The 24655-nt window shown below is 44.5% G+C and carries 25 protein-coding genes; 9 read left to right on the top strand and 16 right to left on the bottom strand.

Annotation, left to right across the window (positions count from 1 at the left end):
* Positions 1-26 precede the first annotated feature (26 nt).
* Positions 27-863: a hypothetical protein gene (locus G9G53_RS19655; RefSeq protein WP_165149714.1), complete on the top strand. Its 837-nt coding sequence runs from the start codon at positions 27-29 to the stop codon at positions 861-863.
* A complete protein-coding gene (locus G9G53_RS19650; RefSeq protein WP_029515531.1) occupies positions 856-1341 on the top strand; it encodes a DUF5381 family protein in 486 nt (161 codons plus the stop codon). The genes G9G53_RS19655 and G9G53_RS19650 overlap by 8 nt, the downstream gene beginning before the upstream one ends.
* A gap of 18 nt (positions 1342-1359) precedes the next feature.
* On the opposite strand, the gene G9G53_RS19645 is transcribed toward G9G53_RS19650, so the two are convergent.
* The 3 genes from G9G53_RS19645 to G9G53_RS19635 form a co-directional block, all read right to left on the bottom strand.
* On the bottom strand, positions 1360-1686 hold the full coding sequence (locus G9G53_RS19645) for a phosphorylase family protein (protein WP_338018501.1): 327 nt from the start codon (positions 1684-1686) through the stop codon (positions 1360-1362).
* A 22-nt stretch (positions 1687-1708) separates the two neighbouring features.
* On the bottom strand, positions 1709-2884 hold the full coding sequence (locus G9G53_RS19640; RefSeq protein WP_165149712.1) for an aminotransferase class I/II-fold pyridoxal phosphate-dependent enzyme: 1176 nt from the start codon (positions 2882-2884) through the stop codon (positions 1709-1711).
* Positions 2885-2953: 69 nt separating this feature from the next.
* Entirely contained in the window at positions 2954-3793 is an 840-nt protein-coding gene (locus tag G9G53_RS19635) for a MetQ/NlpA family ABC transporter substrate-binding protein (RefSeq protein WP_165149710.1), read from the bottom strand.
* A 289-nt stretch (positions 3794-4082) separates the two neighbouring features.
* Between G9G53_RS19635 and G9G53_RS19630 the strand changes: the two genes are divergently transcribed.
* Positions 4083-4640 (top strand): YdhK family protein, encoded by a 558-nt coding sequence (locus G9G53_RS19630; protein ID WP_165149708.1) that lies wholly within the window; start codon positions 4083-4085, stop codon positions 4638-4640.
* An 86-nt stretch (positions 4641-4726) separates the two neighbouring features.
* Here the strand turns inward: G9G53_RS19630 and G9G53_RS19625 are convergent, their stop codons facing one another.
* The 5 genes from G9G53_RS19625 to G9G53_RS19605 form a co-directional block, all read right to left on the bottom strand.
* The gene (locus G9G53_RS19625) at positions 4727-6610 is read right to left on the bottom strand and encodes a stalk domain-containing protein (RefSeq protein WP_029515536.1); all 1884 of its coding nucleotides are present in this window, start codon (positions 6608-6610) and stop codon (positions 4727-4729) included.
* A gap of 159 nt (positions 6611-6769) precedes the next feature.
* A complete protein-coding gene (locus tag G9G53_RS19620) occupies positions 6770-7057 on the bottom strand; it encodes an antitoxin Xre/MbcA/ParS toxin-binding domain-containing protein (protein WP_029515537.1) in 288 nt (95 codons plus the stop codon).
* Positions 7058-7070: 13 nt separating this feature from the next.
* Positions 7071-7556, bottom strand: coding sequence for a methylated-DNA--[protein]-cysteine S-methyltransferase (locus tag G9G53_RS19615; protein WP_049816894.1), 486 nt, complete (start codon positions 7554-7556; stop codon positions 7071-7073).
* A 25-nt stretch (positions 7557-7581) separates the two neighbouring features.
* Entirely contained in the window at positions 7582-8142 is a 561-nt protein-coding gene (locus G9G53_RS19610; protein ID WP_029515538.1) for a bifunctional transcriptional activator/DNA repair enzyme AdaA, read from the bottom strand.
* Between the two features lie 37 nt (positions 8143-8179).
* On the bottom strand, positions 8180-8968 hold the full coding sequence (locus tag G9G53_RS19605; RefSeq protein WP_069010482.1) for an isocitrate lyase/PEP mutase family protein: 789 nt from the start codon (positions 8966-8968) through the stop codon (positions 8180-8182).
* A gap of 265 nt (positions 8969-9233) precedes the next feature.
* Here G9G53_RS19605 and G9G53_RS19600 point away from each other — a divergent pair, with 265 nt between their 5' ends.
* A complete protein-coding gene (locus G9G53_RS19600) occupies positions 9234-10238 on the top strand; it encodes a chitosanase (protein WP_069010481.1) in 1005 nt (334 codons plus the stop codon).
* A gap of 227 nt (positions 10239-10465) precedes the next feature.
* Here the strand turns inward: G9G53_RS19600 and G9G53_RS19595 are convergent, their stop codons facing one another.
* A complete protein-coding gene (locus G9G53_RS19595) occupies positions 10466-10837 on the bottom strand; it encodes a hypothetical protein (protein WP_029515541.1) in 372 nt (123 codons plus the stop codon).
* A 439-nt stretch (positions 10838-11276) separates the two neighbouring features.
* Here G9G53_RS19595 and G9G53_RS19585 point away from each other — a divergent pair, with 439 nt between their 5' ends.
* Positions 11277-12089 (top strand): GNAT family N-acetyltransferase, encoded by an 813-nt coding sequence (locus G9G53_RS19585; protein ID WP_029515543.1) that lies wholly within the window; start codon positions 11277-11279, stop codon positions 12087-12089.
* 101 nt (positions 12090-12190) lie between these two features.
* On the opposite strand, the gene G9G53_RS19580 is transcribed toward G9G53_RS19585, so the two are convergent.
* The 4 genes from G9G53_RS19580 to G9G53_RS19565 form a co-directional block, all read right to left on the bottom strand.
* Positions 12191-13363 (bottom strand): MFS transporter, encoded by a 1173-nt coding sequence (locus G9G53_RS19580; protein ID WP_165149706.1) that lies wholly within the window; start codon positions 13361-13363, stop codon positions 12191-12193.
* 71 nt (positions 13364-13434) lie between these two features.
* Entirely contained in the window at positions 13435-13713 is a 279-nt protein-coding gene (locus G9G53_RS19575; RefSeq protein WP_029515545.1) for an ArsR/SmtB family transcription factor, read from the bottom strand.
* A 223-nt stretch (positions 13714-13936) separates the two neighbouring features.
* Positions 13937-14674, bottom strand: coding sequence for an SDR family oxidoreductase (locus G9G53_RS19570; protein ID WP_069010479.1), 738 nt, complete (start codon positions 14672-14674; stop codon positions 13937-13939).
* Positions 14675-14723: 49 nt separating this feature from the next.
* Positions 14724-15005, bottom strand: coding sequence for an Atu4866 domain-containing protein (locus G9G53_RS19565; protein ID WP_029515546.1), 282 nt, complete (start codon positions 15003-15005; stop codon positions 14724-14726).
* 198 nt (positions 15006-15203) lie between these two features.
* Between G9G53_RS19565 and G9G53_RS19560 the strand changes: the two genes are divergently transcribed.
* Positions 15204-16133 (top strand): AraC family transcriptional regulator, encoded by a 930-nt coding sequence (locus tag G9G53_RS19560; protein ID WP_165149704.1) that lies wholly within the window; start codon positions 15204-15206, stop codon positions 16131-16133.
* Between the two features lie 140 nt (positions 16134-16273).
* On the opposite strand, the gene G9G53_RS19555 is transcribed toward G9G53_RS19560, so the two are convergent.
* Both G9G53_RS19555 and G9G53_RS19550 read right to left on the bottom strand, forming a co-directional pair.
* Entirely contained in the window at positions 16274-16924 is a 651-nt protein-coding gene (locus tag G9G53_RS19555; RefSeq protein WP_165149702.1) for a hypothetical protein, read from the bottom strand.
* 118 nt (positions 16925-17042) lie between these two features.
* Positions 17043-18080, bottom strand: a complete 1038-nt coding sequence (locus G9G53_RS19550) for a LacI family DNA-binding transcriptional regulator (protein WP_165149700.1) — start codon at positions 18078-18080, stop codon at positions 17043-17045.
* 340 nt (positions 18081-18420) lie between these two features.
* Between G9G53_RS19550 and G9G53_RS19545 the strand changes: the two genes are divergently transcribed.
* On the top strand, positions 18421-19473 hold the full coding sequence (locus tag G9G53_RS19545; RefSeq protein WP_028542246.1) for a 2,3-butanediol dehydrogenase: 1053 nt from the start codon (positions 18421-18423) through the stop codon (positions 19471-19473).
* Positions 19474-19646: 173 nt separating this feature from the next.
* Here the strand turns inward: G9G53_RS19545 and G9G53_RS19540 are convergent, their stop codons facing one another.
* Positions 19647-21641 (bottom strand): AraC family transcriptional regulator, encoded by a 1995-nt coding sequence (locus G9G53_RS19540; RefSeq protein ID WP_081317522.1) that lies wholly within the window; start codon positions 21639-21641, stop codon positions 19647-19649.
* A 179-nt stretch (positions 21642-21820) separates the two neighbouring features.
* Here G9G53_RS19540 and G9G53_RS19535 point away from each other — a divergent pair, with 179 nt between their 5' ends.
* Positions 21821-23125: a VWA domain-containing protein gene (locus G9G53_RS19535; protein ID WP_165149698.1), complete on the top strand. Its 1305-nt coding sequence runs from the start codon at positions 21821-21823 to the stop codon at positions 23123-23125.
* A gap of 181 nt (positions 23126-23306) precedes the next feature.
* On the top strand, positions 23307-24650 hold the full coding sequence (locus G9G53_RS19530; RefSeq protein WP_165149696.1) for an amino acid permease: 1344 nt from the start codon (positions 23307-23309) through the stop codon (positions 24648-24650).
* Positions 24651-24655 lie beyond the last annotated feature (5 nt).

Here is a 24655-nt window from a genome sequence, read left to right as displayed (position 1 = left end):
CTAACAGATGGAGAAGGAGCCTGACTATGGACAAACAAACGGTAATTTTAACGCTTGAGGAGCTAGGTTTTGCCTTGACCGCATTGGGCGCAGAAGATATGGCTTCTGGTCTGCTCCAATCTTATTACGGGGAACTAACCGAAGATCGCTGGGAACTACTTTTTCATGCCGCAACGCATAGCATGATATCCAAGGGTTTGATGGAACAACGGGATGACGAGCAACAACAGCTCGAATTTGATGCGTTCATTGTTGAAATTTTAGCTCATCTGGTACAAAGTCGTCAGATGCTACGTGGCTTTAAGGAGCAACAAGATAAGCAAAATACGTTAACGATACACCATGGAAATGAACGTTTTCTGTATCATTTCTCCAGTCACAATGAACTCCATTTCTTTCGCTGGTCTTCTCCAGAAGACTGGCATCACGACATTGATCAACTGTTCGGCCTGTCTGCTCCGAACTTCAATGCGCACAGCCGATACGTCGATCTGACCGAAGAACAGTGGAATGAGTTAACCTCATCCAACTTCACCATGCAGCAAATGGCAACGTGGAAGCTTCATGAGTCGGCTCAACAAATGATACAAGACTGGCGGGAGGACTTTGATCGTAATCAGTGTAGCCTTGATAATTTGAGCCAAATGGTATACACGGATACGGATGAAGATGGTCCTTCTGTTACAAATCTGCTATTTGTTCTTAAAGGAATGAATGATATGTGGATTGTAAGAAATACAGAACTGAATATGCAGGCCACTCCATGTCTGCGAATTGAAAGTGTGACCGAAGCTGACTGGAGAGAACGAATAACTTATTTCATTCAGGCGTTTGTTCCCGACGAGGCGGTATTCCGTGGATAAAATTGTATATCGAAGATCTTTGGCATTTTGGAAAGCCATGGGCAGCTTGATGTTTGTGCTTATTTGTCTGTTTTTGCTGCTGCTCATTTTTATCGACGAAGATATCTCAGCTCTACAAATCTTCTTCTTTATTACGTCCGCCATTGTCGGACTTCCTTTTTTCGGTAGCTATCTCGTGGTTTGTTTGAGCAGAACGCTTCGCAAGGATACCTACCTGTTCATCTTTGACGAGCACAGCATTTCAGATGGTATTCGAACTGTCCCGTGGGCTGCAATCACTAAAGTCGAATTCGAAGGGGCCTCCATCCGCAAATGGCTGCGCCCTCGCTTTCCCGCCTTTATTTTTCATCTGAATGACCACAGCACCTGGGAAGTCAGCACCGACTATGTGTTGAACGATATGGAGCTGAACCAAGCCGGGAAACAACTTCGAACTCTCATTAACCAGCATGGCAAGTCGAAGAAAAAACGTTCCTGAATAGTGCCATTGAATATATCAAAGCTTGTCTCTATCATATGCGGCTACAAGAGCCACAACCAATGCGGCCGAATTGGCCGCAGCCAAAAATGGAACACCAAACTGGCTGCGGATAAAATGGGCGCGCTCAGCATGGGAGATAAAGGAGTCTGCCGTCGTAATCAAACCCTTGACGATCTTCCCCTCAATCCTGGTCTCCGCCAGCGCTTCTGTCGCAAAAGCAAGCAGCGCTGGATCGAGCCCACCCGCAGACCCGGTATTAATGACAAGCTCTGGGCTAAAACGCTCAATCAGCAGGGCCGTAGTCGAGGCAGCGTTCGCTTTGCCAATTCCTGATTGCAGCAAAATAACTTCCTTGTATTCCGGCTTATACTTGAAAAACACCCGTCGCTGCGATGCGCTGCGCCGCCTCCAGCAGCCTTTCCTCACTGTTTACCAGACTGACCCGCACATAAGAAGCTCCTGCACGACCAAAGCCTTCTCCAGGAGCGACCGCAACATGCGCCTCGTCCAATAAAGAGTCTGCAAAGGAAGCCGATGTATGCCCCTCCGGCACCTTGAACCAGGCAAAAAAAGACCCTTGGGGAGCAGCTACATCCCAGCCAATACCTCGTAACGCTGCAATGAGAACATCACGGCGCCGCTCATATAACGCCGCGAGCTCCTGTACTGGCTCCTGGGTGCCCAGCAATGCGACAGCTCCCGCATCCTGTACCGCGCCAAAAACAGTGCTGTAGGCATGCGTATGATAATGCTTGAGCGCACCAATAACAGACGCATTTCCAACCGCAAATCCGAAGCGCCATCCAGCCATGTTATACGTTTTGGAAGCTGTATACGTCTCGACGCCATACTCCTTGCCGCCGGGAATTTGCAATAAACTAATCGGCTTATGCCCGTCAAATCCAAGAGCACCGTAAGCAAAATCATTCATAACGGGAAACTGATACCGAGCGGCATAATCCAGCGTCTTCGTCAGAAAGTCTGCAGTAGCTACGGCTCCAGTCGGATTGTTCGGATAATTAATCATGAGCAATTTGACCTGCTCTGCGATTTCCTCCGGCACGGTTGTATAATCAGGCAAGAAACCAAGCTTCTCATCAAGCGGAATCGTATGAATATGGGCTCTTGCCAGCGCAGCAGCGGAATAATATTGGGGATATGCCGGATCGGTGGTCAATAACCAATCACCGGGATTCAGCAGCGCCTGTGGAATCCCCATTACGCCTATGGCTGAGCCGTTGAATATGGCAATCTCCCGGTCAGGATCCAGCTCCACCTGATACTCCCGTTTATAGAACGCGGCGACAGCCTCCAGCGTGCTTTTTTTTCCATGAAAAGGCGGATAGCCCTGATTGATCGGTTGATCAACCGCTTCCTTCAAAGCGCTGATAATATGCGCCGATGTTGGCTGATCCGGGTTGCCGGCTGCCAGATTAATTACATCTATTCCTTTACTTTTATACAGATTCACTTTGTCATCTATTGCGCTAAAATAGTTGTCAGGCAGAGCCTTGACGAGATCAGAGGATGAAAAAATCACGTTTATATCCACCTTCTATCCATAAGATACAGGCTGACAACGTCAGCCCGCAGAAGATAATACCCCATATTATTTGAAATAGCTTGGCAACTTGTAGCCTTCATAATCAGGGTTCGATTGGATGTACTTTTGGAATTCGTCTGAATGATATCCTTCAATAATGTCTTTGACGAAGGGCTTATCCTTGTTCTTGCTGTCCACAGCGACCACGTTCGTGAACGGATCTGTCATATTTTCAAGCTTTAATGCCGAGGTCAGCTTTATTCCATTCGATACAGCAAAGTTCCCTTGTATAGCCGCAAAATCAACATCCCTCAGTACACGTGGCCCCTGTGCCGGATCGGTAGCAACAAATTGCAGATGATGCGGATTAGAGGTGATGTCGTTCACCGAGGTTTGCAATGGATCGATATTGTCCTTTAACGTAATCCAACCTACTTCCTTCAAAATATTCAGCGCACGCAGCATATTGACTGGCTCGTTGGGCAGGTTGATTTGGGCTCCCTCACTGATTTCGTCAAGGCTGGTATGCTTGCTGGAGTACAATCCCATTGGAGGAGTTGGGACCTGCACAGCACCAATCAGATCAATATTCTCCCGCTTATTCATAGAATCCAGATAGAGCGAATGCTGGAATACATTAGCATCAATATCCCCCTTAGCCACGGCTACATTGGGCTGAACACCGTCTGTAAACTCTTTATATGTAATCTTATATCCTTTCTTCTCCAAATATGGAGCCACACCTTTCTTAAACTGATCGCTATATGGACCAGGATTAAAGCTGATATGCAGTGTTTTCTTTTCTTCACCCGCAGCGTTGCCCGACGTATTGTTGCTGCCGCAGCCTGAAATAAAAAGCACGACTGCTCCCAGCAGCAATATAAATGAAATCCATGGTTTCTTCATTTGATGTCTCCCCCTGCTCCTTGATATCATCTACTTTTGGTGAGTTAGAATGTTTACAGTCGCTCAAAATACCAAGTAACTTGATGCGTTTTATAGATATTACAATGATTTTTTATTCACTGTCAACAACATTTAATTACGCATCTTCTGCATAACAAATAAGGGATCACACAGGCGATCCCCTTGTAGGCAAAAACACTTCACAAGTTTGTAATATTATTCCGTTTCACTTATACCCCCTAGGGGTATAAGTGAATATGAAAATAAAACCCTAAAGGAGCTATTAAATATGAGAATGCAATGGGCTTTGCTCGCTGGTACAGTCATGATGATTTTGAGTGGGTGCGGGAACAGTAACGCGCCGAACCAGGAGCACACGGCAAACAGCGGTCAACAGCACGACACATCAGATATGAACCATTCCACTTCCAGTGAGCTTCCTGCCGAACTAAAAAAATCTGAAAATCCAGCCTTCAAAGTTGGTAGTCAAGCGACTATACGAGCTGACCATATGGCCGGCATGAATGGGGCTACGGCCACGATTGCGGGTGCTTATACGACTACTGCTTATACAGTCTCCTATACACCAACCACTGGAGGAGAAAAAGTGAATAATCATAAGTGGGTTATTCATGAAGAGATTAAGGATGCAAGCAGCGAGCCCTATGCACCGGGCACAGAGGTTATCCTTGCAGCAGATCATATGAAGGGGATGGATGGGGCTAAGGCTACCATTGATTCCGCCGAGCCAACGACCGTATATATGGTAGACTATACGCCGACTACAGGAGGAGAGCCTGTCAAAAATCATAAATGGGTGACGGAGAGTGAGCTTTCAGCCCATTAGAACTCTTTCAGCACAGGTCGCTTGTGATAACAAAAGGGAGCCTGGCATCGGCTCCCTTTAACGGCTTTAATTGAGTTTGGACAAACCTACTTCGCCAAATTCAGCTTGGCCTCCTTGATATCATACAAAGTCCCTTCGTTGGAATCTACAAGCTTTTTCATTTGTTTGTTGGCTAGTCCATTTGCAGGCACGATTGCATTAAAAATAACATCATTTTTCTGTAATTGCTCGTTAATTTCATCTACTGAAAAACGGGCTTTACCCAGGGCTGTATTCTTATCATGAACTGGTGCATCTGTAATGAATATGATTGTTTTGGAATTAGAATTTTTGGGAAATTTACTTATAGCTAACTGAATAGCCTCTAATCCCGATTCCTTCAAATCCCCGCCAGCGGAAGGGCGCAGCATATTCAAGTTACCTTTTAACTTATTTTTATCGGTCGTAAACTCCAAAAATTCTAAATCTTTATCTGCCTTCAGATTGATATCCCGAAATGCAACGACAGCAAAATGAGAACCTGCTGGAACGGAATCAACAAAGCCTTTCACCTTCTGTCTCACATAATCCAGCGTCCCTGTCATACTACTCGTAACATCTATGACGAACACAATATCCGTAGATTTGGAGAAGGTGGTGGATATCTTTTTCAGAATCGTTGGATTGGATTGTGATTCGGAAGCATCTTCATTTTCCTCCATTAATTGTTCACTTTCGCTAGTTGTCAAAACCTGCGGTGGAGCAAGGAAAATCACAACGCTCTGAGCTGCAATATTCCACTTCACCTTCGCACCCAGCGCCTCACTAACAAAGCGAATAGGAACCATTACTTTGCCGTTAATGAGTCTTGGCGCCGCATTGAGACGCACTAATTTTCCGTTGATATAGGCATCCCTGGAGCCTACAGTTAACTTGATCGTTGTATTTCCTTTGGTTGCAGTAACGGTCTTGGTAGCTCCATCCCACTTCACTTTCGCCCCAAGCGCCTCAAAAACGGCACGAAATGGCACCAGCATACTTCCGCTAATAGAGGTCGCAGGCTGCTCATATTGTTGCAGTTTACCGTCTATAAACACCTCAACCTGCTGAGCCTTGTTATTATTTATAGGAACAAATTGGGGTACAGACGCTGCCGAATTTCCCGACTGATCGATCATTTTGATATAAAAGTAATATCCACCTGTAGATAAATTCAGGTTACTCAAAGGGTAGCTAAACGTTGTTTCCGGATCGAACTGAATCCGTTTAATTAATTGAGCATCCGCATTTTTGACCATAACATATGAAGTGTACGTGGGTTGAATATTTTTCATCTTCAAACGAACTGAAAATGATGTACTTGAAGAGTTGATTGTAAATGTACCCGGAAAATTTTCTCCAGATGGGATAGACAAAGGGATTTCCGGTGACTCATCAACCGCTTGGTCCACTTTAGGCTCCTCGATCGGCTGGGTTACTTGCGGTTCAATTACTTTCGGTTCATCCACAGGTTGAGCAACTTTGGGTTCACTGGGAGTGGGAATCTCTTTTATATTGGTCTCCACCTCAGGCTGCGTTACTTTTGGCTCCTCCGCAAGTGGAGTTACTGTAGATTCATCGACTGACTGCACAGTCCCTTTCATAGTTATAGCTATAGGAAGTTCTATATGATTTTCTGATCCTGGCCCAGGTGCTGGTCGTGAATCCGCAATCGTAATTGTGGAGTTGGCATAATCGATCGTAAAGTCACCAGAAGGAATTTCAATGTTGTTGCTATACAGACGAATTGGTGTATCAGGCTTAATCGTAAACGGGAGATCAAATTTAAACACTCTGTTTACTCCATTACCATCATCAAGAATAAGCTTAAGCTTATCTCCATCTTTGAATACTGTCGAATTGGCAGCCTGAACACTTTCTGTGCACAAAGTGATCAACCCTACAAATATCGTTAAAAACGAAAGTAGAAACATCATTTTTTTGAGCTTCATTCTTATTTCCCCTTTTAAATCTATATTCTTGTTGGTAAATCATAGCATAGGGTTAGATGAAGTTCATTCCATTTGATTACAGTTATGGATATAGGAACTCACTTTTTCCATCATTCGCGCTCTGTTCAATGTTCATATGTATCTCCTTGGTCCGCTTCTTCAACGTGACATACGTAATATAGCCGCCTTCAGTGCTTTAGTCCCTTCTTCGCTTTTCAAATAATCCGACGGTGTTTCGTTGCCGAGTGCGGGGACTTTTCGATCCATCCAAATCAGCAAATACTCCCCCATATCGGGCAGCAGCACAATCTGAATCTCCTTGGGAATTTTACTTTTGGCCACTTTTGCTCTTATAGCCGGATCTACCTGTGCATACCGCTCCTGATAGACCTGAACCATGTTGGCCCAGTTCTCGGGCTTAAACTCTTTCAAATATATGTCTCTCATCTACGAACCCTCCTTAGGGCCTCAGACAACGCTTTTCATGCTGGAGCAACCATTCTTTTCTCCATAGCCCTCCTGCATAGCCCGTTAGTTTCTGATTGGAACCGATAATTCGGTGACATGGAATCACAATGCTCAGCTTATTTTTTCCATTAGCACTGCCTACGGCTCGGATCGCTTTTTCATTTCCAATAGCAAGAGCAATATCTTTATAAGCTGTTGTTTTACCGTACCCCACGGACACCAGAGCATTCCATACTTTTTGCTGAAAATCCGTACCTTCAAAGGCATAAGGAAACGTAAACTCAAAGCGCTCACCTTTAAAATACTCGTCAAGCTGGGTAGTGCATTCAGCTAATACTTGGATTGGAACCTCTTCTATAGCCCTCGTTAAGGGCTCATTCCGATTAGAGAACATAATAGAATAGACAGCCTCATTTGTGCCCTGTATCTCTACCTCTCCAATCGGCGATACATACTTCATTACGTATAGTTCGCTCATAAAAGGATACAACCTCCTTCCTTTTCTATTCCCTACTCAACTTTCTATACTCACTAGGAGAACAATGGTTCAAGCTACGAAACGCCTTATAGAAATGGGAGGGACTTTGGAAGCCCGTCTCATAGCAAATCTCAAGATTCGTAAGATTTGTACTTTTAAGAAGATAGGCTGCCTTATCTACTCTTATTTTTTCCAAATACGTGCGCGGGGTTTCGGCGGTTTCCTGTTTAAAGATCCGATCCAAGTAAAAGGAGCTTATTCCGATATGGTCCGCAATATCCTGCAATACAAGTTTTTCCTTGTAATGATTAACCAAAAAGGTTACCACATTCTGCACAAGTCTGATATACGGCGAATGGTCTGTATGGGGCTGGCATCTTTTGCAAGCACGAAAACCCGCCTTTTCCACTTTGTCCAAATCAAAGTAAAACTCCACATTTATTTTCTTCGGCTTTTTGGATCGACAGGAAGGTCGGCAGTATATGTGGGTTGTTTTCACAGCGGTAAAAAACAACCCGTCATACTTACGATCACACGCTATAATTTTCTCCCACATTTCTTCAAAAGAAAGACTAAGGTTAGCCATGATCGAATGCTCCGTCCTTTCTATAGTTCATATTCATCTAGCTCAAGGATTTTGCAAAATCCTCATATAAATGTGATGTATCTTGTAGCTCTATCAACTGTTCTGCATTCTTTTGCAAAGCAACTATTATCTTATCAGAAAATGCATTTCCAAAGCTAAACCGTTTAACTCCTAACTGCTGAAGCTGGTGGACATTCGTCAGACCCGGCAGGGATAAAACATTAAGCGGAGCATGGATATGAAACACAACTTCCCTGATCTCTTCATCACGCTTTAATCCTGGAACAAAAATTCCGCTCGCACCACTATCCTCATACGCTTTGGCCCGCTCTATGGTCTCTGAAAGTGGAGTATTCATCTGCAAATATGTATCCGTTCTTGCGTTTATAAAAAACGCTTGAAACCCACGCGCATCCAAGGCCGCTCTAATTTTGGACAATAGGTTACTGTGCAGACCCACTTCTCGAAGTCCCTTTTGCATTTTCAAAGAATCCTCAATATTAATCCCTGCAACTCCCACATCGGCTACCCTTAAAACATGCTCAACAATCGTTGCCGTGTCCTCTCCATATCCTGCTTCAATATCTGCCGACACTGGAATCTGAACATGCTCAACAATCGTCCGAATAATACTTACGTGCTGGTCAAAATCAATAAGCTCTCCATCTGAAAATCCAAACGTATTGGCAATCCCCCAACTCGTCGTACCTATCGCCTTAAAACCTGCTTTCTCCAGAGCCACCGCAGATAGCAGATCCCAGGCGTTCCCTAAAAATAAAAGTTCCTCTAATGTGTGAAGTGCATGAAACTGCTGGATTTTGTTCATAAATATAGCCTCCTGATATGTGATGTAACTCATTTTATCAAGAGGCTATCTTTGTTTCGTCCTCATTCTTGCACTTATGGTCTGTAGGAATCTAGGAACAACTTGGTCCATTTATTCACATATAAATCATAATTTTTGAAAAAAACGGTTATTTAAGCTCTATTCAATCCTATGCTTTTTATCTATACTCTTGCTAAATCCATTCGAGTTAGATGGAAATCTACGCTTTTAGCCTTTCACAATTACATTTTATAGGAGGAGTTATATGTATAAAATAAAGTTCCTTATGATCTTGCTAAGCTTTACTGTAGTCGCTTCTTTCTCTAGCTTGTCCGGCTCTTCACCTAGCAAGGCTTTTGCTGAAGAGAATGGGACTCCGGTGCAGAAAACGATCGATTTAAATGAGGGCTTCGACAACTCAAATGAAGCTAGTATACAGCCATTATCCCTTACCAGCGAAGAAGCTACTAGCCAAGCAGCGGTTACAACTATTGACCATGATGCTAATTTCTCACCTTCAACACTTCAGTTCCTGAAGGCTAATACAGGACTCGACGGTGAGCAGTGGGATAATATTATGAAGCTAGTGAACAAACCAGAGCAAGATTCTTTGAAATGGACTGAATTCTATGGCTATGCTGAAGATATCGGCGATAATCGTGGGTACACCATTGGTATCTTTGGAGCAACAACAGGCGGTTCAAATGATACGGGACCAGATGGCCCGTACTTATTTAAAGCTTTTGATGCTGCTAGTGGAGCTAGCAACCCTTCCATTGCAGGTGGATTAACACGTGCTGGTCTAAAGGGGAAGATGAATGGTTCGATTCTAAAGCTCAGCGATAGCGATAGTGTAATCAAGAAGAAGATCAACGCTCTCCAAAACAATGAAGCTTGGAGAGAAGCCATGTGGCGTACGTTCTATGACACCTATATCGAATATAGTGTACAGCAAGCACATAAACGCGGATTTAATACTGCTCTAACGATTGGATCATTTGTCGACACAGCACTCAATCAAGGCGCTACTGGTGATTCAGGTAGTCTTGAAGGAATCCTCTCACGTTCAGGCAGTAGTACGAATGAGAAGAATTTCATGACTAGCTTCTATGCTAAGCGTACATTGGTTGTCGATACCAACGATTATAACCAACCTCCCAATGGTAAGAATCGTGTGAAACAATGGAGTTCTCTCTTAGCTTCTGGCGAAACAGATCTTAAGAACGCAGATGCAGCCGTGATCAAAGCAACGAATTGGGAACTGAAGTAAATACAATATACGTCATTAGGAGGGCATATCGTATGTCCTCCTTTATTTATTTTCATAAATATTGAGTTGGTGTTGACTACTAACAAGGTCCCATTTTCCCAAACAGTTCCTCTCATCATTCAAATATGTGGGTCGCGTGTGCAAATAGAGAGACTGTCCCAAAAGCCCGAAAGTTGCAAGCTCCTGAAACAGTCTTGTAAAATGGTTATGAAGTCGAAATAAGGCCGTTAGATGATTCGGTAGCCAGATGGAAGTCTACCGCTACTGCGGATATTACGGATTTGTTGCAACGTCAAACGTTGATTGGTAGAGATAATAGATTCCACATCATTCCCACGAATCAGATCATCCAGGTCGGCGATGCTGCGATTGCCTCTAAACACACGGAAGTTACCTCTAAACCGCGTGCCTGTAAAGAGTACCAGTGTAGCATTGCTGCTGGTAGAAAAGAAACGCAGACTTTCGATGCCGTCGAGAATGTTATCGGTATTACGAATGCCTAGGTTTCCTCTGAATACTCTCCTGGAACCCCGAAAATTTTCTTCGTTGTAAACTGTAAGACGTGGATACGTTTGAGATACATATGCTTTGTTGTCCATGTTGTAATTCCTCCTTTCAACTTATCTTATGCCTCACCATCCGATTGGCGCGGGCCTCGCAGCATCCATCTAAAAATGGTTATGTGATTGAATAGAGCGATGCAGACTTGAAAAAGGAACATATGTTCTGTATAATCTAGCTTAGCAATTTGGAAAATCCTGAACTAACGGAGATGCGGACATGGACGATAAATTTATTGAGGAACTACGTGAAATTAGCAGAAACGACAAGCGAAGATCCGAATTTCTTATTAAGGGTATGAAGGAAACACTTCAGGAAAGAAAAGAAAAAAACTTTATCGAAAGATGGATTTGGCGACAAAAAAATAAGAAGCGTATAGCGCGGAAGTTTAAATCCTAGTAGATATAACAACCGAATCTTCATAGCTTCATAGCACTTTACAAGTGCTTAGGTCACAGCTCATTAGGAGGCAGAGTCATGATTGAGCAACTAGTCCCAAACGACGATATATTAAATCAAAATCTATTTTTGGCTGATGAAGTTCGATACCATTTGATCCATCGAATTTGTGAGTCAGAAGGATCAACATGCCTCAAAACGTCCGATAAAAATATGGTCTTTGCTCAATCACCCGGACATAAGGCCTGGTTATGGATCTCACAACAAATCACAGATAATCATAAATTGACCTATATAGGAGAACTCTTACGTTATTTAAAAGGAACCACCCTATCAGGTGTATGTGGTGATGCCGAAACAGTCGAGAAGTTCGCAAATGCTTACGCACAACGTCGTCATGCTGCTCAGGTACATACCCATATGGTCATGGAATCTTATTTCTGTCCTAAATATAAAAAGCCCTCGGGCGTTGAGGGAATGATCCGACAATCCATCCCAGAGGATGTACAATTAGTTGCCCAGTTTCTAGCTGGTTTTTCAGAAGAAGCTTTAGGTAGTTTTATTGATCCGGTTAGTCAAATATCGGTTGCGGAGAAGACCATCGGGACAGGAAATTTGTATCTTTGGATTGTAAATAACATGCCTGTGTCCATGGCTAATATTGCTCACCGCTCGCCGAGACATGCTCGCATTAATGCTGTGTATACCCCGCCTAATTTACGAAAGAAAGGTTTTGCCAGCGGAATGGTATCCGAGCTATGTTCGATTTTGGAAAATGAGCATTTAGTACCCATGCTATATGCAGATTTAAAAAATTCGGTTTCCAATCAAGTTTATAAAAATATCGGCTTTAAGGAAGCCGGCAAAATCACTGATATTACGTTTGAATAAGCCCTCCTACTGCAAGAGAGCATATTATTGTTCATTCAAAATCAAAGAAGACCACAATGTCACCTTCATCACTGGGCCTCCTTTTCACTTATCTATAAGCTTTACTCCGTAACACCCAATTCCGTGTGGACTGAGGATCTTCGTGAAAGTAAATATACAGCCACAATAGCTATAACGACCCCTGCTGCTCCAAACCAGGTGATGGAAGCCAGCGAAACCTGACCAACAACTACACCACCGATCCCAGCTCCGGCCGCCATGGCAAGCTGCATCGTAGACTGATTGAGACTCAGCATCACACCGGAAGATTCAGGCACAAGAGTGACCAAGTTATATTGTTGAGTAGGTCCAGTTGTCCAGGCAGCGAACGACCAAAGGATCAATAAAGCAAATACTGCGATCAGGGAATGAGCGGCGGCAGGAAGTAAAAGCAAGGAAAAGACATGCAACACCATGCCCCCGAATAATGTAAAGGAAATACCCTTTTTATCTGCGCTGTATCCACCGATTTTCGACCCGATCAGGCTGGCAATCCCGAAGGCAAGTAATACTGAGCTTAGCATATTATCCCCTGCACCTGATACATTCAGCAAGTACGGTGAAATGTAAGTATACGCGAGGAAATATCCCCCTCCCCAAAAGAAGGTAATCGCCAATCCCAAAGCAACTTCAGGCTTCTTCAGAAGAGCAAATTGCTGTAGTAAGGGAATCGGTTGATCTCCTTTTAAGCGAGGGATTGTCATAGCGATAACGATCAAAGCAATAATCGCTGTCAAAGCGATGCCGAGAAATACGGTTTTCCAGCCATATGCAGAAGATATCATTCTTCCAAGCGGCACCCCGATAATCAGCGAGGCTGTAAAACCCATAGTGATCGTAGCAATAGAACTGGCCTGCTTGCCGGCTGGAGCAATCTTCGCAGCAATGCTCAGTGCTGTAACCACAACCATCCCCGCCCCGAGGGCCATAAGAATACGTGCGGCGATAAACATTCCAAAACCCGGCAGAATAAAGGAGAGGGCATTAGCTACTGCAAATAATCCGAGCGAACTCAAGAGCAGCTTGCGTCTGTCCCATTTAGCGGTTACTGCCATCAAAATCGGCGTGCCAATCGCGTAAGCAAGAGAAAAGACTGTAATCAACTGTCCCGCTGCGGACACCGTAATCCCCATGGTTGTCGCAATCTGATCCAAAATGCCTGAGATAATGTATTCGGATGTGCCTACCAAAAAACTAACAATGGCCAAAATATACACTTTCCACGTGCTCTGCATTTTTAAATAACGCCTCTTTTCTTATATTGTTTTTATATTTTTACAAATATCGAAATTAAGACTAAAAAAAATTATGTCATCAGGAACGGGGCATATTTCTGCGCTGCTTCCACATCCAAGCTGTAATAGATAAACGTCCCCTCTTTACGGTATGTGAGCAGCCCCGACTCTGCCATTTGCTTCAGATGATGCGATAGCGTTGAAATAGCTACACTGTTCAGCTTCTCGCCCAGCACAGAGCAGCATTGGCCACTTTCCTCTTTTAGCAGAAGTGCTATCTTGAGACGAGTTGGTTCTCCAAGTGCTTTATATATTTTTACAGCTTGTTGCATTTCCGTTGTATCTTTCACCCTGTTCGGCTCCCTTCTGTTTCAGTCTTAATTTCGATGTTTGTCGAAATAAAGTTATCACAAACATTTGTAAAAGTAAACCCGTTTCTTCTAAAGACACTGCCTTTTTACACTCTGTGGTGTGAATGATGGTCTTTCTCATCTTATAAATAATCCCCCATCCATAAAAGGATGGAGGAAAAAATGATCTGAGTGTAAAGGGAGAATCATGGATGCCATAGCATTAATTCGGGCTTGCCGTGGGTCTGACAATAATTTCATTAACATCTACATCCGCTGGCTGCTCCATGGCATACAGAATGGAACGGGCTATGGCATCAGGCGAAATCGAAATACGACGGTACTCTTTCATTCCTTGCCGGGCCTCTTCATCTGAAATACTGTCAGCAAGCTCAGATTCAGTTACTCCCGGCGATACCAGCGTCACACGAATATCTCCCCCCACCTCCAAGCGCAATCCTTCAGAGATCGCCCGAACCGCATACTTTGTAGCGCAATACACCGCTGCAGTCGGGGTTACACTATACGCGCCAATAGAGGCGATATTGATAAACTGACCAAATCCTTGCTTTTTCATAATCGGAAGCCCTGCCGCAATCCCATGCAGAACGCCTCGTATATTTACATCAATCATGCGATCCCATTCCTCTACCTTCAGGGCCTCTAATTTTGAAAGAGGCATCACTCCCGCATTGTTCAAAATGACATCCACACGCCCAAATGTTTTTTCCGCGTAGTTAATGAACGCTTCCATCTGGTCCCTCTTCGTCACATCCAGTTGCTGATAATCAGCTGATTCACCTTTAGAACGAATCTCGGATGTCAGAGCCTCCAGTCTCTCTGTGCGTCTGGCCCCTAATATCACATGAGCCCCATGGCGAGCAAGTAAACGGGCAGTAGCTTCACCGATCCCACTGCTTGCCCCCGTAATAGCTACGACTTTCCCTTTAATATCCAACATGCTTATTCCTCCTCTAGTTTAAAATGTCACTGAAAAAAGATAAAATAGATTACTTTTTCTCTTCCCTGTAAAAAACCATCCCTGCATGATACAAGACACCATCTTTGAATTCACCATCTGCCGTAAATCCGGTGTCGTCCACATACTCGATATAGTCATCTTCTACGATGATATAGCTGCCTGTATAGGCACTTTGCCTTTGACCCCGTGCTTCATCATAACGGCCATTAGGCAAGAGTTCGTGACGGATATTTCCGTCTTCAGTTACCCACATCCCTATACAGGGATGCTGCGAAGCGTGTACACTTTTTTCCGCTTTGTTACTCTCCATGACTCCCACTCCTTTGCACTTCTATTTTTTTCTCAATTGCTCATTAGGTGTTGTATCTGCATCTTATTATGAGAGGAATGTCCATCGGGCTGGTAGAAGAATCAGAGCAAATTATTGCCTAATCCTCCAAAGACCCTTAATATGTAATAAACTACTGAAAATGAAAACGGGCTACGTTGAAAGAAGGGATGTGTCAAGATGGGGGCAACCAAAATAGAGGGTTCTACCATGGAAAAACAAGCCGAATTGGCAAGGCTTATAGAACGATTTTCAAATCAGGACGGAGTTCTCACTACAGCCATACCTTCGCTTCACTTCGTCCGAAGTTCAAATACAACCGTTCCGGTACATCAAGTCCATGAACCTGCCTTATGTATTGTGGCACAAGGCAGAAAAGTCGTGATGCTCGCAGAGGAAAGCTACCATTACGGCACATCCGACTACCTTGTTGTGTCGGTGGATTTGCCGATCTCGGGGCAGGTCATCCAAGCGTCATCAGAAGCTCCTTATTTGTGCCTCCGGCTCAATTTTGATCCGCATCAGGTTTTGGACCTGATCAAGGAATCTGCTTTTCCCACAAGCCCCATGCCTGATTCCAGACGAGGCTTGTATGTAAGTCAAACCAACTCACTACTGCTGGATGCCGTGGTAAGGCTAGTGCATCTTTTGGAAAACCCGCAAGATGTTCCGGTGCTGGCTCCATTAGTCATTCGTGAGATACTGTATAGGATTTTACAGGGGAATCAGGGGGAATCCTTAAAACAACTGGTCATGACCGGTAGCCATTCCAACCGAATTGCAGAAGTCATAAAGCGGATTAAGCAGGATTATGATAAGCCGTTGCGTATTGAAGAATTGTCCAAACTAGCGAATATGAGTCCTTCGTCACTACATCGACATTTTAAAGAGGTTACGGCTATGAGCCCCATGCAATATCAAAAACAATTACGTCTACAAGAGTCCCGCCGCCTGTTGTTATCCGAATCAGCGGATGCGGCAGATGTCGGTTTTCAGGTAGGTTACGAGAGTCCCTCACAATTCAGCCGCGAATACTCCCGTTTGTTCGGCCTGCCTCCAATTAGTGACATCAAACGCTTGCGCTCGGATCAAGATCACCCGACCACTTGAACACGTTGTTAGATGAACACAAGAAACCAATGGTCCTACTAACGCTTATCCCAATCATAGATGGCAGGATGTAAAAAACAGCACAAACAGCCGCTCTTCCGGTAGAGACGCGGCTGTTCAATATTTCCTCTATGCATGCATCAATACGGATTATCCAGCTTGACGAACAAAGCTCGAATGACATCCTTCTCTGCCGTAGTAAGCTTTTGTCCTGCCTGCCATTGTTGAATCTCTTTCTTGACTTCCTTGGGTTCTCTATAGCTGAGAGCATACCCGATGCTTCCTATACCTTGTGTGCGGTTGGTTTTATCCATATTTGCCAATGCTCGAGTCATCGCAGTTCTGTCTCTTGTAAACAAATCTCCCATAAGGGCAGCATAGCTTTCGCTTAAAGCTCCATCCAATCCTTCAGAAGCTCGGATCACATTTGGAAAACTTTTCGATGGAATAAAAGCTCGCTGCCTATACAAATATTCGATAATTTCCAGGCTTTGATGTTCATTGTTTTCGTTCATCTTTCCCCATTGGATTCCTGCTAAATGGTCCGTTATATGACGTACTTTTGCTTCATCACTGAGGGAAGAATCCTTATAAAAGGACAGCACAAGCTCCTCTTTACTTTGCTGGGTATGCTGCGTATCGGCTGCAGTTTGCTTGGACTCCCCATGGTTTGCTCCGGACGGCGCCACAGTTTCAGCATCTTGTCCCACTGGATGGGGAGTACACCCTATGGTTACAGCCATCATTAGTGCAGTACAAGTTGCAGAAACGAACCCATTCCCTTTTAACATGAATCCACTCTCCTGTCTGAACAAACAATGGTCGTTATAATTGCCCAAAATCCACTCCTATCTTGCTACGCCTGCAACCGTTCATCCATCTAACAATAGGAAGATTCCATCTAAACTTCTATACGTCACGTCCCACCGTAGGCTTACGGATCATGGAGACGCTCGATTCCCTCACAATCAGACGAGGCTCGAATTGCACACGCTCATAATCCCCAGGTGTCTGTTCCTGAATCCGCTTGAGCAGCAGTTCCGCAGCCAACCGTGCCACCTCTTCCCCCATGATGGAAACTGAGCTGATCTGAGGAGTCGTTACCATAGCCCACAGATTGTTATCAATACCAACTACAGCAACCTCATCCGGCACTTTTACGCCCAAATCCTTAAATCGATTGACGATCCCTATCGCCACCATATCATTAACCGCATAAATAGCATCCGGCATATGTTTCAAGCTGTAAAAATAATCGGCAGCACGCAGCCCTGTCTCAAAGGAGAAATCATCACCAAAATAAACGAGTGAAGGGTCCACATGCTGGAGAGACTGCTCATAAGCAAAGTATCTTTCCTCGATTTTGTCCTTCGCAGCACCTGCATAGGCAATTCTTGTTCTTCCGATTTTAAGCAAATGCTCCATCACGAGTCTTCCCTCTTGCCGGGCCAGACTGACGATATCCGCTTTGACATCTTCGCCCAACTTCTTGCCATAGTTAATAATGGACACGGGAACGCTAGCTTTATTAATCAGGTCTACCAGCATTTTAGGATATGCCAGCGGCATAATGATAAGTCCGTCTACATGCAGCTTCTTAACCTCACGCACCGTTTCAAGCTCCATTCTGGCATTCCCGGCGGTATTGATTTGCACGACACGGTAACCATGCTGCTTGGCGGCCTGCTCTACGGACCAAGCGATTTCCGGAATAATCGCGTTACGAATGTCCGGCACGGCCAGCGCGATTTGTCGTGTCTGACGCACTTTCAAGCTTTGAGCCGAGGTGTTGGGCGTAAACCCCATCTCTTCAATCACTTGCAAAATCAAGGCTTTCGTTCTCGGGCTGATGCCCTCACTATCGTTAATAGCTCTGGAGACAGTCGCAATACCGACTCCTGCCCGCTTGGCTACATCCTCTATGGTTACTTTCTTTTGATCTGTCACGCCCAAAATCCTTTCAAGAACGGAATCGTTTTCTGACTTTCTAAAATAAAGTCTTAATACTGATATTATAGCACAGAATGAGTGTCTAAAAATTGAAGTCGTTTTCTTCTTGTCTTTGCTTCAACTGAAAAATCCACAAAATCTCTTTGTATAAAAGTAACGAGCCAAATATAGCACTGCAGTCACAAGTGATTATATTCACAAAAAAATCAAGTGCTTTTTGTATGAATTTGGTTTGACAATGTGTAAAATTTGTGACATATTATTTTTCGGAAACGTTTCCTAATTCATTCACTTTTATAGAGGCAATGATCATATATTCTTCAAGGAGATGACAAACATGCAAGCATTGAGATGGCATGGAGTAAAAGACTTACGATTGGAAAACATTGAGCAGCCCGCCGCTCTGGCAGGAAAAGTAAAAATCAAAGTAGAATGGTGTGGCATTTGCGGAAGTGATCTTCACGAATATGTAGCAGGACCAATCTTTATTCCCCAAGATGCTCAGCATCCATTGACTGGCGAAAAAGCACCGATCGTAATGGGACATGAATTCTCTGGACAAGTCGTCGAAATCGGCGAAGGTGTAACCAAGATTCAGGTTGGCGACCGTGTCGTTGTAGAACCGGTTTTTGCATGTGGAGAATGTGATGCATGTAAACAAGGCAAATATAATCTTTGCGATAAAATGGGCTTCCTCGGTCTGGCAGGCGGCGGCGGTGGATTTTCTGAATATGTCGCAGCTGACGAGCACATGGTTCACAAAATTCCAGAAAGCGTATCTTTCGAGCAAGGCGCATTGGTAGAGCCTTCGGCCGTTGCTTTGTATGCTGTTCGTCAAAGCCAACTGAAAGTCGGCGACAAAGCCGTAGTATTTGGCGCTGGTCCTATCGGATTGCTGGTTATTGAAGCGTTGAAAGCTTCGGGCGCATCTGAGATTTATGCAGTAGAGCTTTCCGAGGAGCGTAAAGCTAAAGCTGAAGAGCTGGGTGCTATCGTGATTGATCCTAAGACTTATGATGTAGTGGAAGAACTGCACAAACGGACCAACGGCGGCGTAGATGTAGCCTATGAAGTCACTGGAGTACCTCCTGTGCTGACTCAAGCTATTGAATCTACTAAAATCAGCGGACAAATCATGATCGTCAGCATTTTTGAAAAAGAAGCTCCGATTAAACCGAACAATATTGTCATGAAGGAACGCAATCTGACGGGTATTATCGGCTACCGTGATGTATTCCCGGCTGTTATCAGCCTGATGGAAAAAGGATATTTCCCAGCCGACAAGCTGGTTACCAAACGCATTAAGCTCGAAGAAGTGATTGAGCAAGGTTTTGAAGGACTCCTGAAAGAGAAAAATCAGGTTAAAATCCTGGTATCTCCGCAAGCCTAATTTAGAAAATAAACCAGATGTCTGCTCTATGCAGACATCTTTTATTATAAAACCGGGTTGCACGGCAAGAGTTCATACGGAATTAAAAAGACAAAACAGCGCTCTCCTACTGTGGCTTCTGCCGTTAAGTGAGAATAGCGCTGTTTTATTATAATCTAGTTTATTGAGTTACATTACTTAGTTACATTTTTCAGAACATCGTCAATCATTTGACTATTTGCAATTGTACCTGTATACAACCAGCTGGAATCCTTGCCAAAATCGTATACATGGCCTTCTTTAACGGCTGGAATTCCCGCCCATACAGGATCTTTTACAATATCTTCTTTACTTACGTTTTTGCTGTTCACGATAAAGACATAATCCGCATCCAGCTCGGCCAGCTTCTCCAGCGATAAATTACTCCAGTTCGCCTTAGCCGTTTTGGAAATCTCCTGTACGACTTGTGGAATCTTGAATCCCAAATCCTTATACAATACATCACCGCTGGATAGATTCTGGTTTACGACATACACGTTTTTATCCGTTACCCATAATGCCGCCGCAGTTTTTTGTCCCACCGTCTGACTCAGCTTGGCTTTAGCCTCTGCTGCTTTTTTGTCGTAGTTGCTCAATGCCTGCTTCGCTTCATTGCTCTTATTCAGCACCTCACCCACGGTCAGCAGCTCTTGACGCCAATCATTGTTCATATTACTGCCTACCACGTAGGTTGGAGCAATTTTAGAGTATTGATTATATTTGTCGCCTTCCACCATGCTCGCACTGTCCATAATGATCAAATCAGGCTTGAAGTTCAGAACCGCCTCAAACGGAAGATCTGAAGCGATGGTAGGAACATCCTTCAGTTCTTTTTGCAGGTAAGCTTGAACTGAATTTTTACCCACCGACCATTGGGCTACCGGTTTAACACCCAACGCCACCAGATGATCCTCCAGATAAGAAGCGATCACACGTTGAGGCTGAGCCGGAATCTTCACCTCATGCCCGAGTGCATCCTTCAGCACCCTTTCCTGTGATGTTGGTTCCGCTGATGTATTATTGTTCCCTTGCGAAGCACCATCGGTTGCCGTAGGACTGGATGTGTCTGAGCACGCGCTGAGCAGCAGGGTAAAACTAAGCAATAAAATAAATGCCATGGAATGCTTTGCGTTTCTATTCATTCGTAAAATCCCTTCATCATAATTTTGATAATGATTATTATCCTCAATACCAGTATGCAGGGCGCCACTTATCGAATCAATGGAACATTCGGACATGCTCAATGGATTATCTAGACGTGTATCTCCCATAAAAGCAGATGAATATAGGCTGTCCCGATAGTGAACCGGGGATACGCCAGTATATTTTTTGAATGCTCGGCTAAAGAAATAGACATCCGGGTACCCCACACTGACAGCAATATCCTGTAAAGTGGCATCCGTCTTCCGCAAAAGCTCCTTCGCCTTGTCCATTCGCAGTTGAATCAAGTACGTAATCGGGCTACAGTCTGTTTGTTTTTTAAATAACCGGGTCAGGTGCCGCGGACTACATTCCAATAATCCGGCCAAACGTTCCAGCGTAATGGACTCCGCGTAACAATCCTGCATAAATCGAATGGCCTGTGTCACGATACCCCGCGCAGAAGTTCGAGCCTTCGGTTCCTGCAATTGCCTCATACATTCATATGCAAAATCATAGAACCGACCCTGAGCCTGAATCTTGGATAGCGCCTCTTGATCCTGCCATGCGTACTTCAGTAGTTGAAGCTTTTGATACAGTATAACCGGATAAGGCGGTGAAAAACCATGAACTATCGAAGGATGATTATACACCGTATGTCCCGATAGTGAAGTCGCTTTATATAGTACAAGGATATATTCAATCCCGCATTGCGAGGGTTTCATATTCAGTACAAAGCCTTTGCTGCCATGCAGTACGTACCCTGAATGTGGCGTATCCTTCCAATCACCATCCAAACGCACGCTACCCTGCAATACAAATACAAAAGCCTGCGCTGGAAGACGATACGGTTGAAGCAACTCTTCTGGCTCCAGTCGAATATGCCGGACATCCATGACACGGATCGACGAGTGGAGCCATAAGGACAGCAGCTCGTTCAGCTCGTCAGCCTCATGCTCCTTACTCGTCCCGGTGTGGGAACCTGTCTGCTTTTTCCGGTCCTGCTTCACTTGTCAAGGCCTCCGCTTCATAAATATCATACTTTGTATCCAAACCAACCTCATTATATATCATCTTTTACTGCGTCTACCATGAGACAAATATTCCTGCACGAAACAAAGTGAATATACCATTTCCATGGTACAATTTGTATAATACAAGATTTAAAATACATAGGGGGTTTGACAGCATGAGCGGTCCCAACGTTGCATTGAGTACAGGAGCTAATGCACCATTCGGTAAGGAAGATACAGTGCGGGTCACCATTACATGGAAGCATGCACCTGCCGAACTGGATGTTAGCTGTTTTATGGTAGGAGCAGACGGAAAGGTTTCCTCAGATGACTATTTCGTTTTTTACAATCAACCCGCTGACCCGCACGGCCATGTACGGTTACAGCGTCCAAATGACAGAACCACTGAGTTTACTGTAGCGCTCCAGGAACTGGAACGAACCGGGGTGGAAAAATGTGTGTTTGCGGCCACACTGGACGGCCCAGGTACTTTTGCCGATGTGGTCGGCTGCTCAGTTACTGCTCAAGGCAAGCAATCCCATATCACCTACAGCATCACCGAAGCCACCAGTGAGACATCGCTTGTGCTGGCAGAAGTGTATCGTCATACGTCTGGCTTCAAGCTTCGCGCAGTTGGGCGTGGTTTCAACGGAGGACTAAAGCCGCTTGCCGAAGCTCATGGTGTGACCGTGGAGGAAACGGAATCGCCAGTGGATACCGTTCAGATGAACATCCCTACATCGGCGATCTTAAGCGCGGTAGGTGCTAAAGCTGGCGGAAAAGAGACTGCCCCCATTAACGCAAGAATTAATCTGCACAAGCAGAATGTACAATTTTCACTGAAAAAGAAAAAAATAGACCGTGAAAAAGCACGTGTAGCGGTTGTATTCGATGCTTCTATTTCTATGTTCAAATTGTACACGGGTGGGACTGTGCAAAAAGCCTGCGAACGTGTGTTGGCTGTAGCCGCCTGTATGGATGACGATGGTGAAATGGATGTATGGTTTTTTGCGGACAAAGCCAAGCGTGCTCCAAGCGTCACAGAGAGGAATTTCGAGAATTACATTCATAGGAATTATGCTGAGCCTAGTGAAGATAGTGAGCTGGGGTGGGGCAATAACGAGCCAGAAGTCATGAAGGATATCATACTTAAATACACAAAAGAAGATCCCAACGACATGATCCCGACCTACATTATCTTTTTTAGTGATGGAGGTATTTATGAACAAAAAAAAATAGAACAGCTGCTGATTAAAAGCTCAAGCACTCCGATTTTCTGGCAATTTGTAGGTCTTGGTAAAGCCGATTACGGAATTCTTCGAAAGTTGGATAAGATGCGCGGCCGCGTAGTGGATAATGCTGATTTCTTTGCCTTGGATGACTTCGACTCGGTGACGGACAGCGAATTATACGACCGTCTACTGAACGAGTTCCCTGGATGGCTTAAAAAGGTACGAGCTAAGAAAATATTACGAAGCTAGCTCCTAGAAGCTTGTATAATACGCGATTTTCTTCAGTTTGTCCTCTATCGATTTCAATCTCCCTACCAGATCCTATTTCTTTCATTTCCTAATTGGATATTTTCATGTAGTATAAGTCTAATTGAAGTAAGCCTGTTTGGGCCATGCTGAAGCTATACATTATATGAAGGAGGATTTCATATTGAAATCAAATGAAGCAACTTTGCACAAAAAGCTGCTCCCACGGCATATTACCTTTATGGCTATGGGTGGAGTCATCGGGACGGGTATTTTTAAAGGAAGCACCGAAACGATTAGCTTGGCGGGACCAGGTGTTATTCTATCCTATGTCTTCGCTGGACTCCTGCTCTTGGTCGTTATGGGCGCAATTGCCGAGATGGCTACCGTCTATCCCAACATGAATATGAAGGATTTTATTCGCAAAGCTTTTGGAGAACGACTGTCCTTTATTATCGGCTGGTTGTATTGCTTCATGTGGCTGGCCGTCTGTATCATTGAGGTCATTGCTGCGGGAAGTTTCCTGCAATATTGGTTGCCAGATGTCCCTCTATGGGTACTCAGTTTAGTGAGTGCGGCTTTCATTATTGTCGTCAACATGCTGAGTGTCGGCGGTTTAGGGGAGCTGGAATTTTGGCTTGCGGGTATTAAGATAGCCATGATTATTATCTTCATCGCCTTGGGTGGCTGTATACTGTTCGGGATTATTCACACTGAAACTCCACCTTATCTAAGCAACTATGTGCAGCACGGCGGATTTCTACCCAATGGCTGGTTGGCTATCTTTTCAGCGCTGCTGGTCGTTACCTTTTCATACGGAGGGTCCGAGCTGATTGGACTGACGTTGACGGAGACAGAAAACCCGGAAAAGGTGCTGCCTAAAGTGGTTAAAAGCTTCATTCTTCGCGTTGTTCTGTTCTACACGTTGCCCATTCTCATTATTTGTGGCTTGATTCCCTGGAACCAACTGGATACGAATACCAGTCCGTTTGTACAGGTATTGTCTTCTGTAGGGCTTCAAGGCTCGGCTCATGTCATGAACTTTATTCTGATCACTGCTGTACTGTCTGCCGCCAATTCGGGGATTTACGGGGCTACACGTATGCTGCATTCGTTGGCGGTCAATGGAGAAGGTCCTAAATCACTCGCTCGCGTATCTTCTAATGGGGTTCCAGTGAATAGTCTCAAATTCTGCGCTGTAGTCCTGATTGTCGGTTCCATGGTTGCTTATATCGCTCAGGACGGGCTGTTCCGTATTTTGATGGCTGTGCCGGGCTTCGTCGTGCTGCTCGTCTGGAGCTGCATTTGTCTGTCCCAATTGAAATTGCGCAAATCTTATCCAGTGGAGCCTACTTTCAAGATATGGGGATTCCCTTATGTAACGGCGATTACAGTGGGATGCCTATGGATAATCGCGGTTCTATTCTTGCTTGACCCGCAAAATCGCATCAGCATTAGCGTGTGCGTGGCTTTCATGGTATTTCTGGTCATTTGGTCTTTGGTGAAGTTCCGGAGAAAGCAGGCGTAAGCAGC

The sequence above is a fragment of the Paenibacillus sp. EKM206P genome, assembly GCF_011066155.1.
GTDB classification, from domain to species: Bacteria; Bacillota; Bacilli; order Paenibacillales; family Paenibacillaceae; genus Paenibacillus; species Paenibacillus polymyxa_D.
The sequence above is the reverse complement of the archived record's forward strand: the minus strand, read 5'-3'. Positions and strand labels throughout refer to the sequence as shown.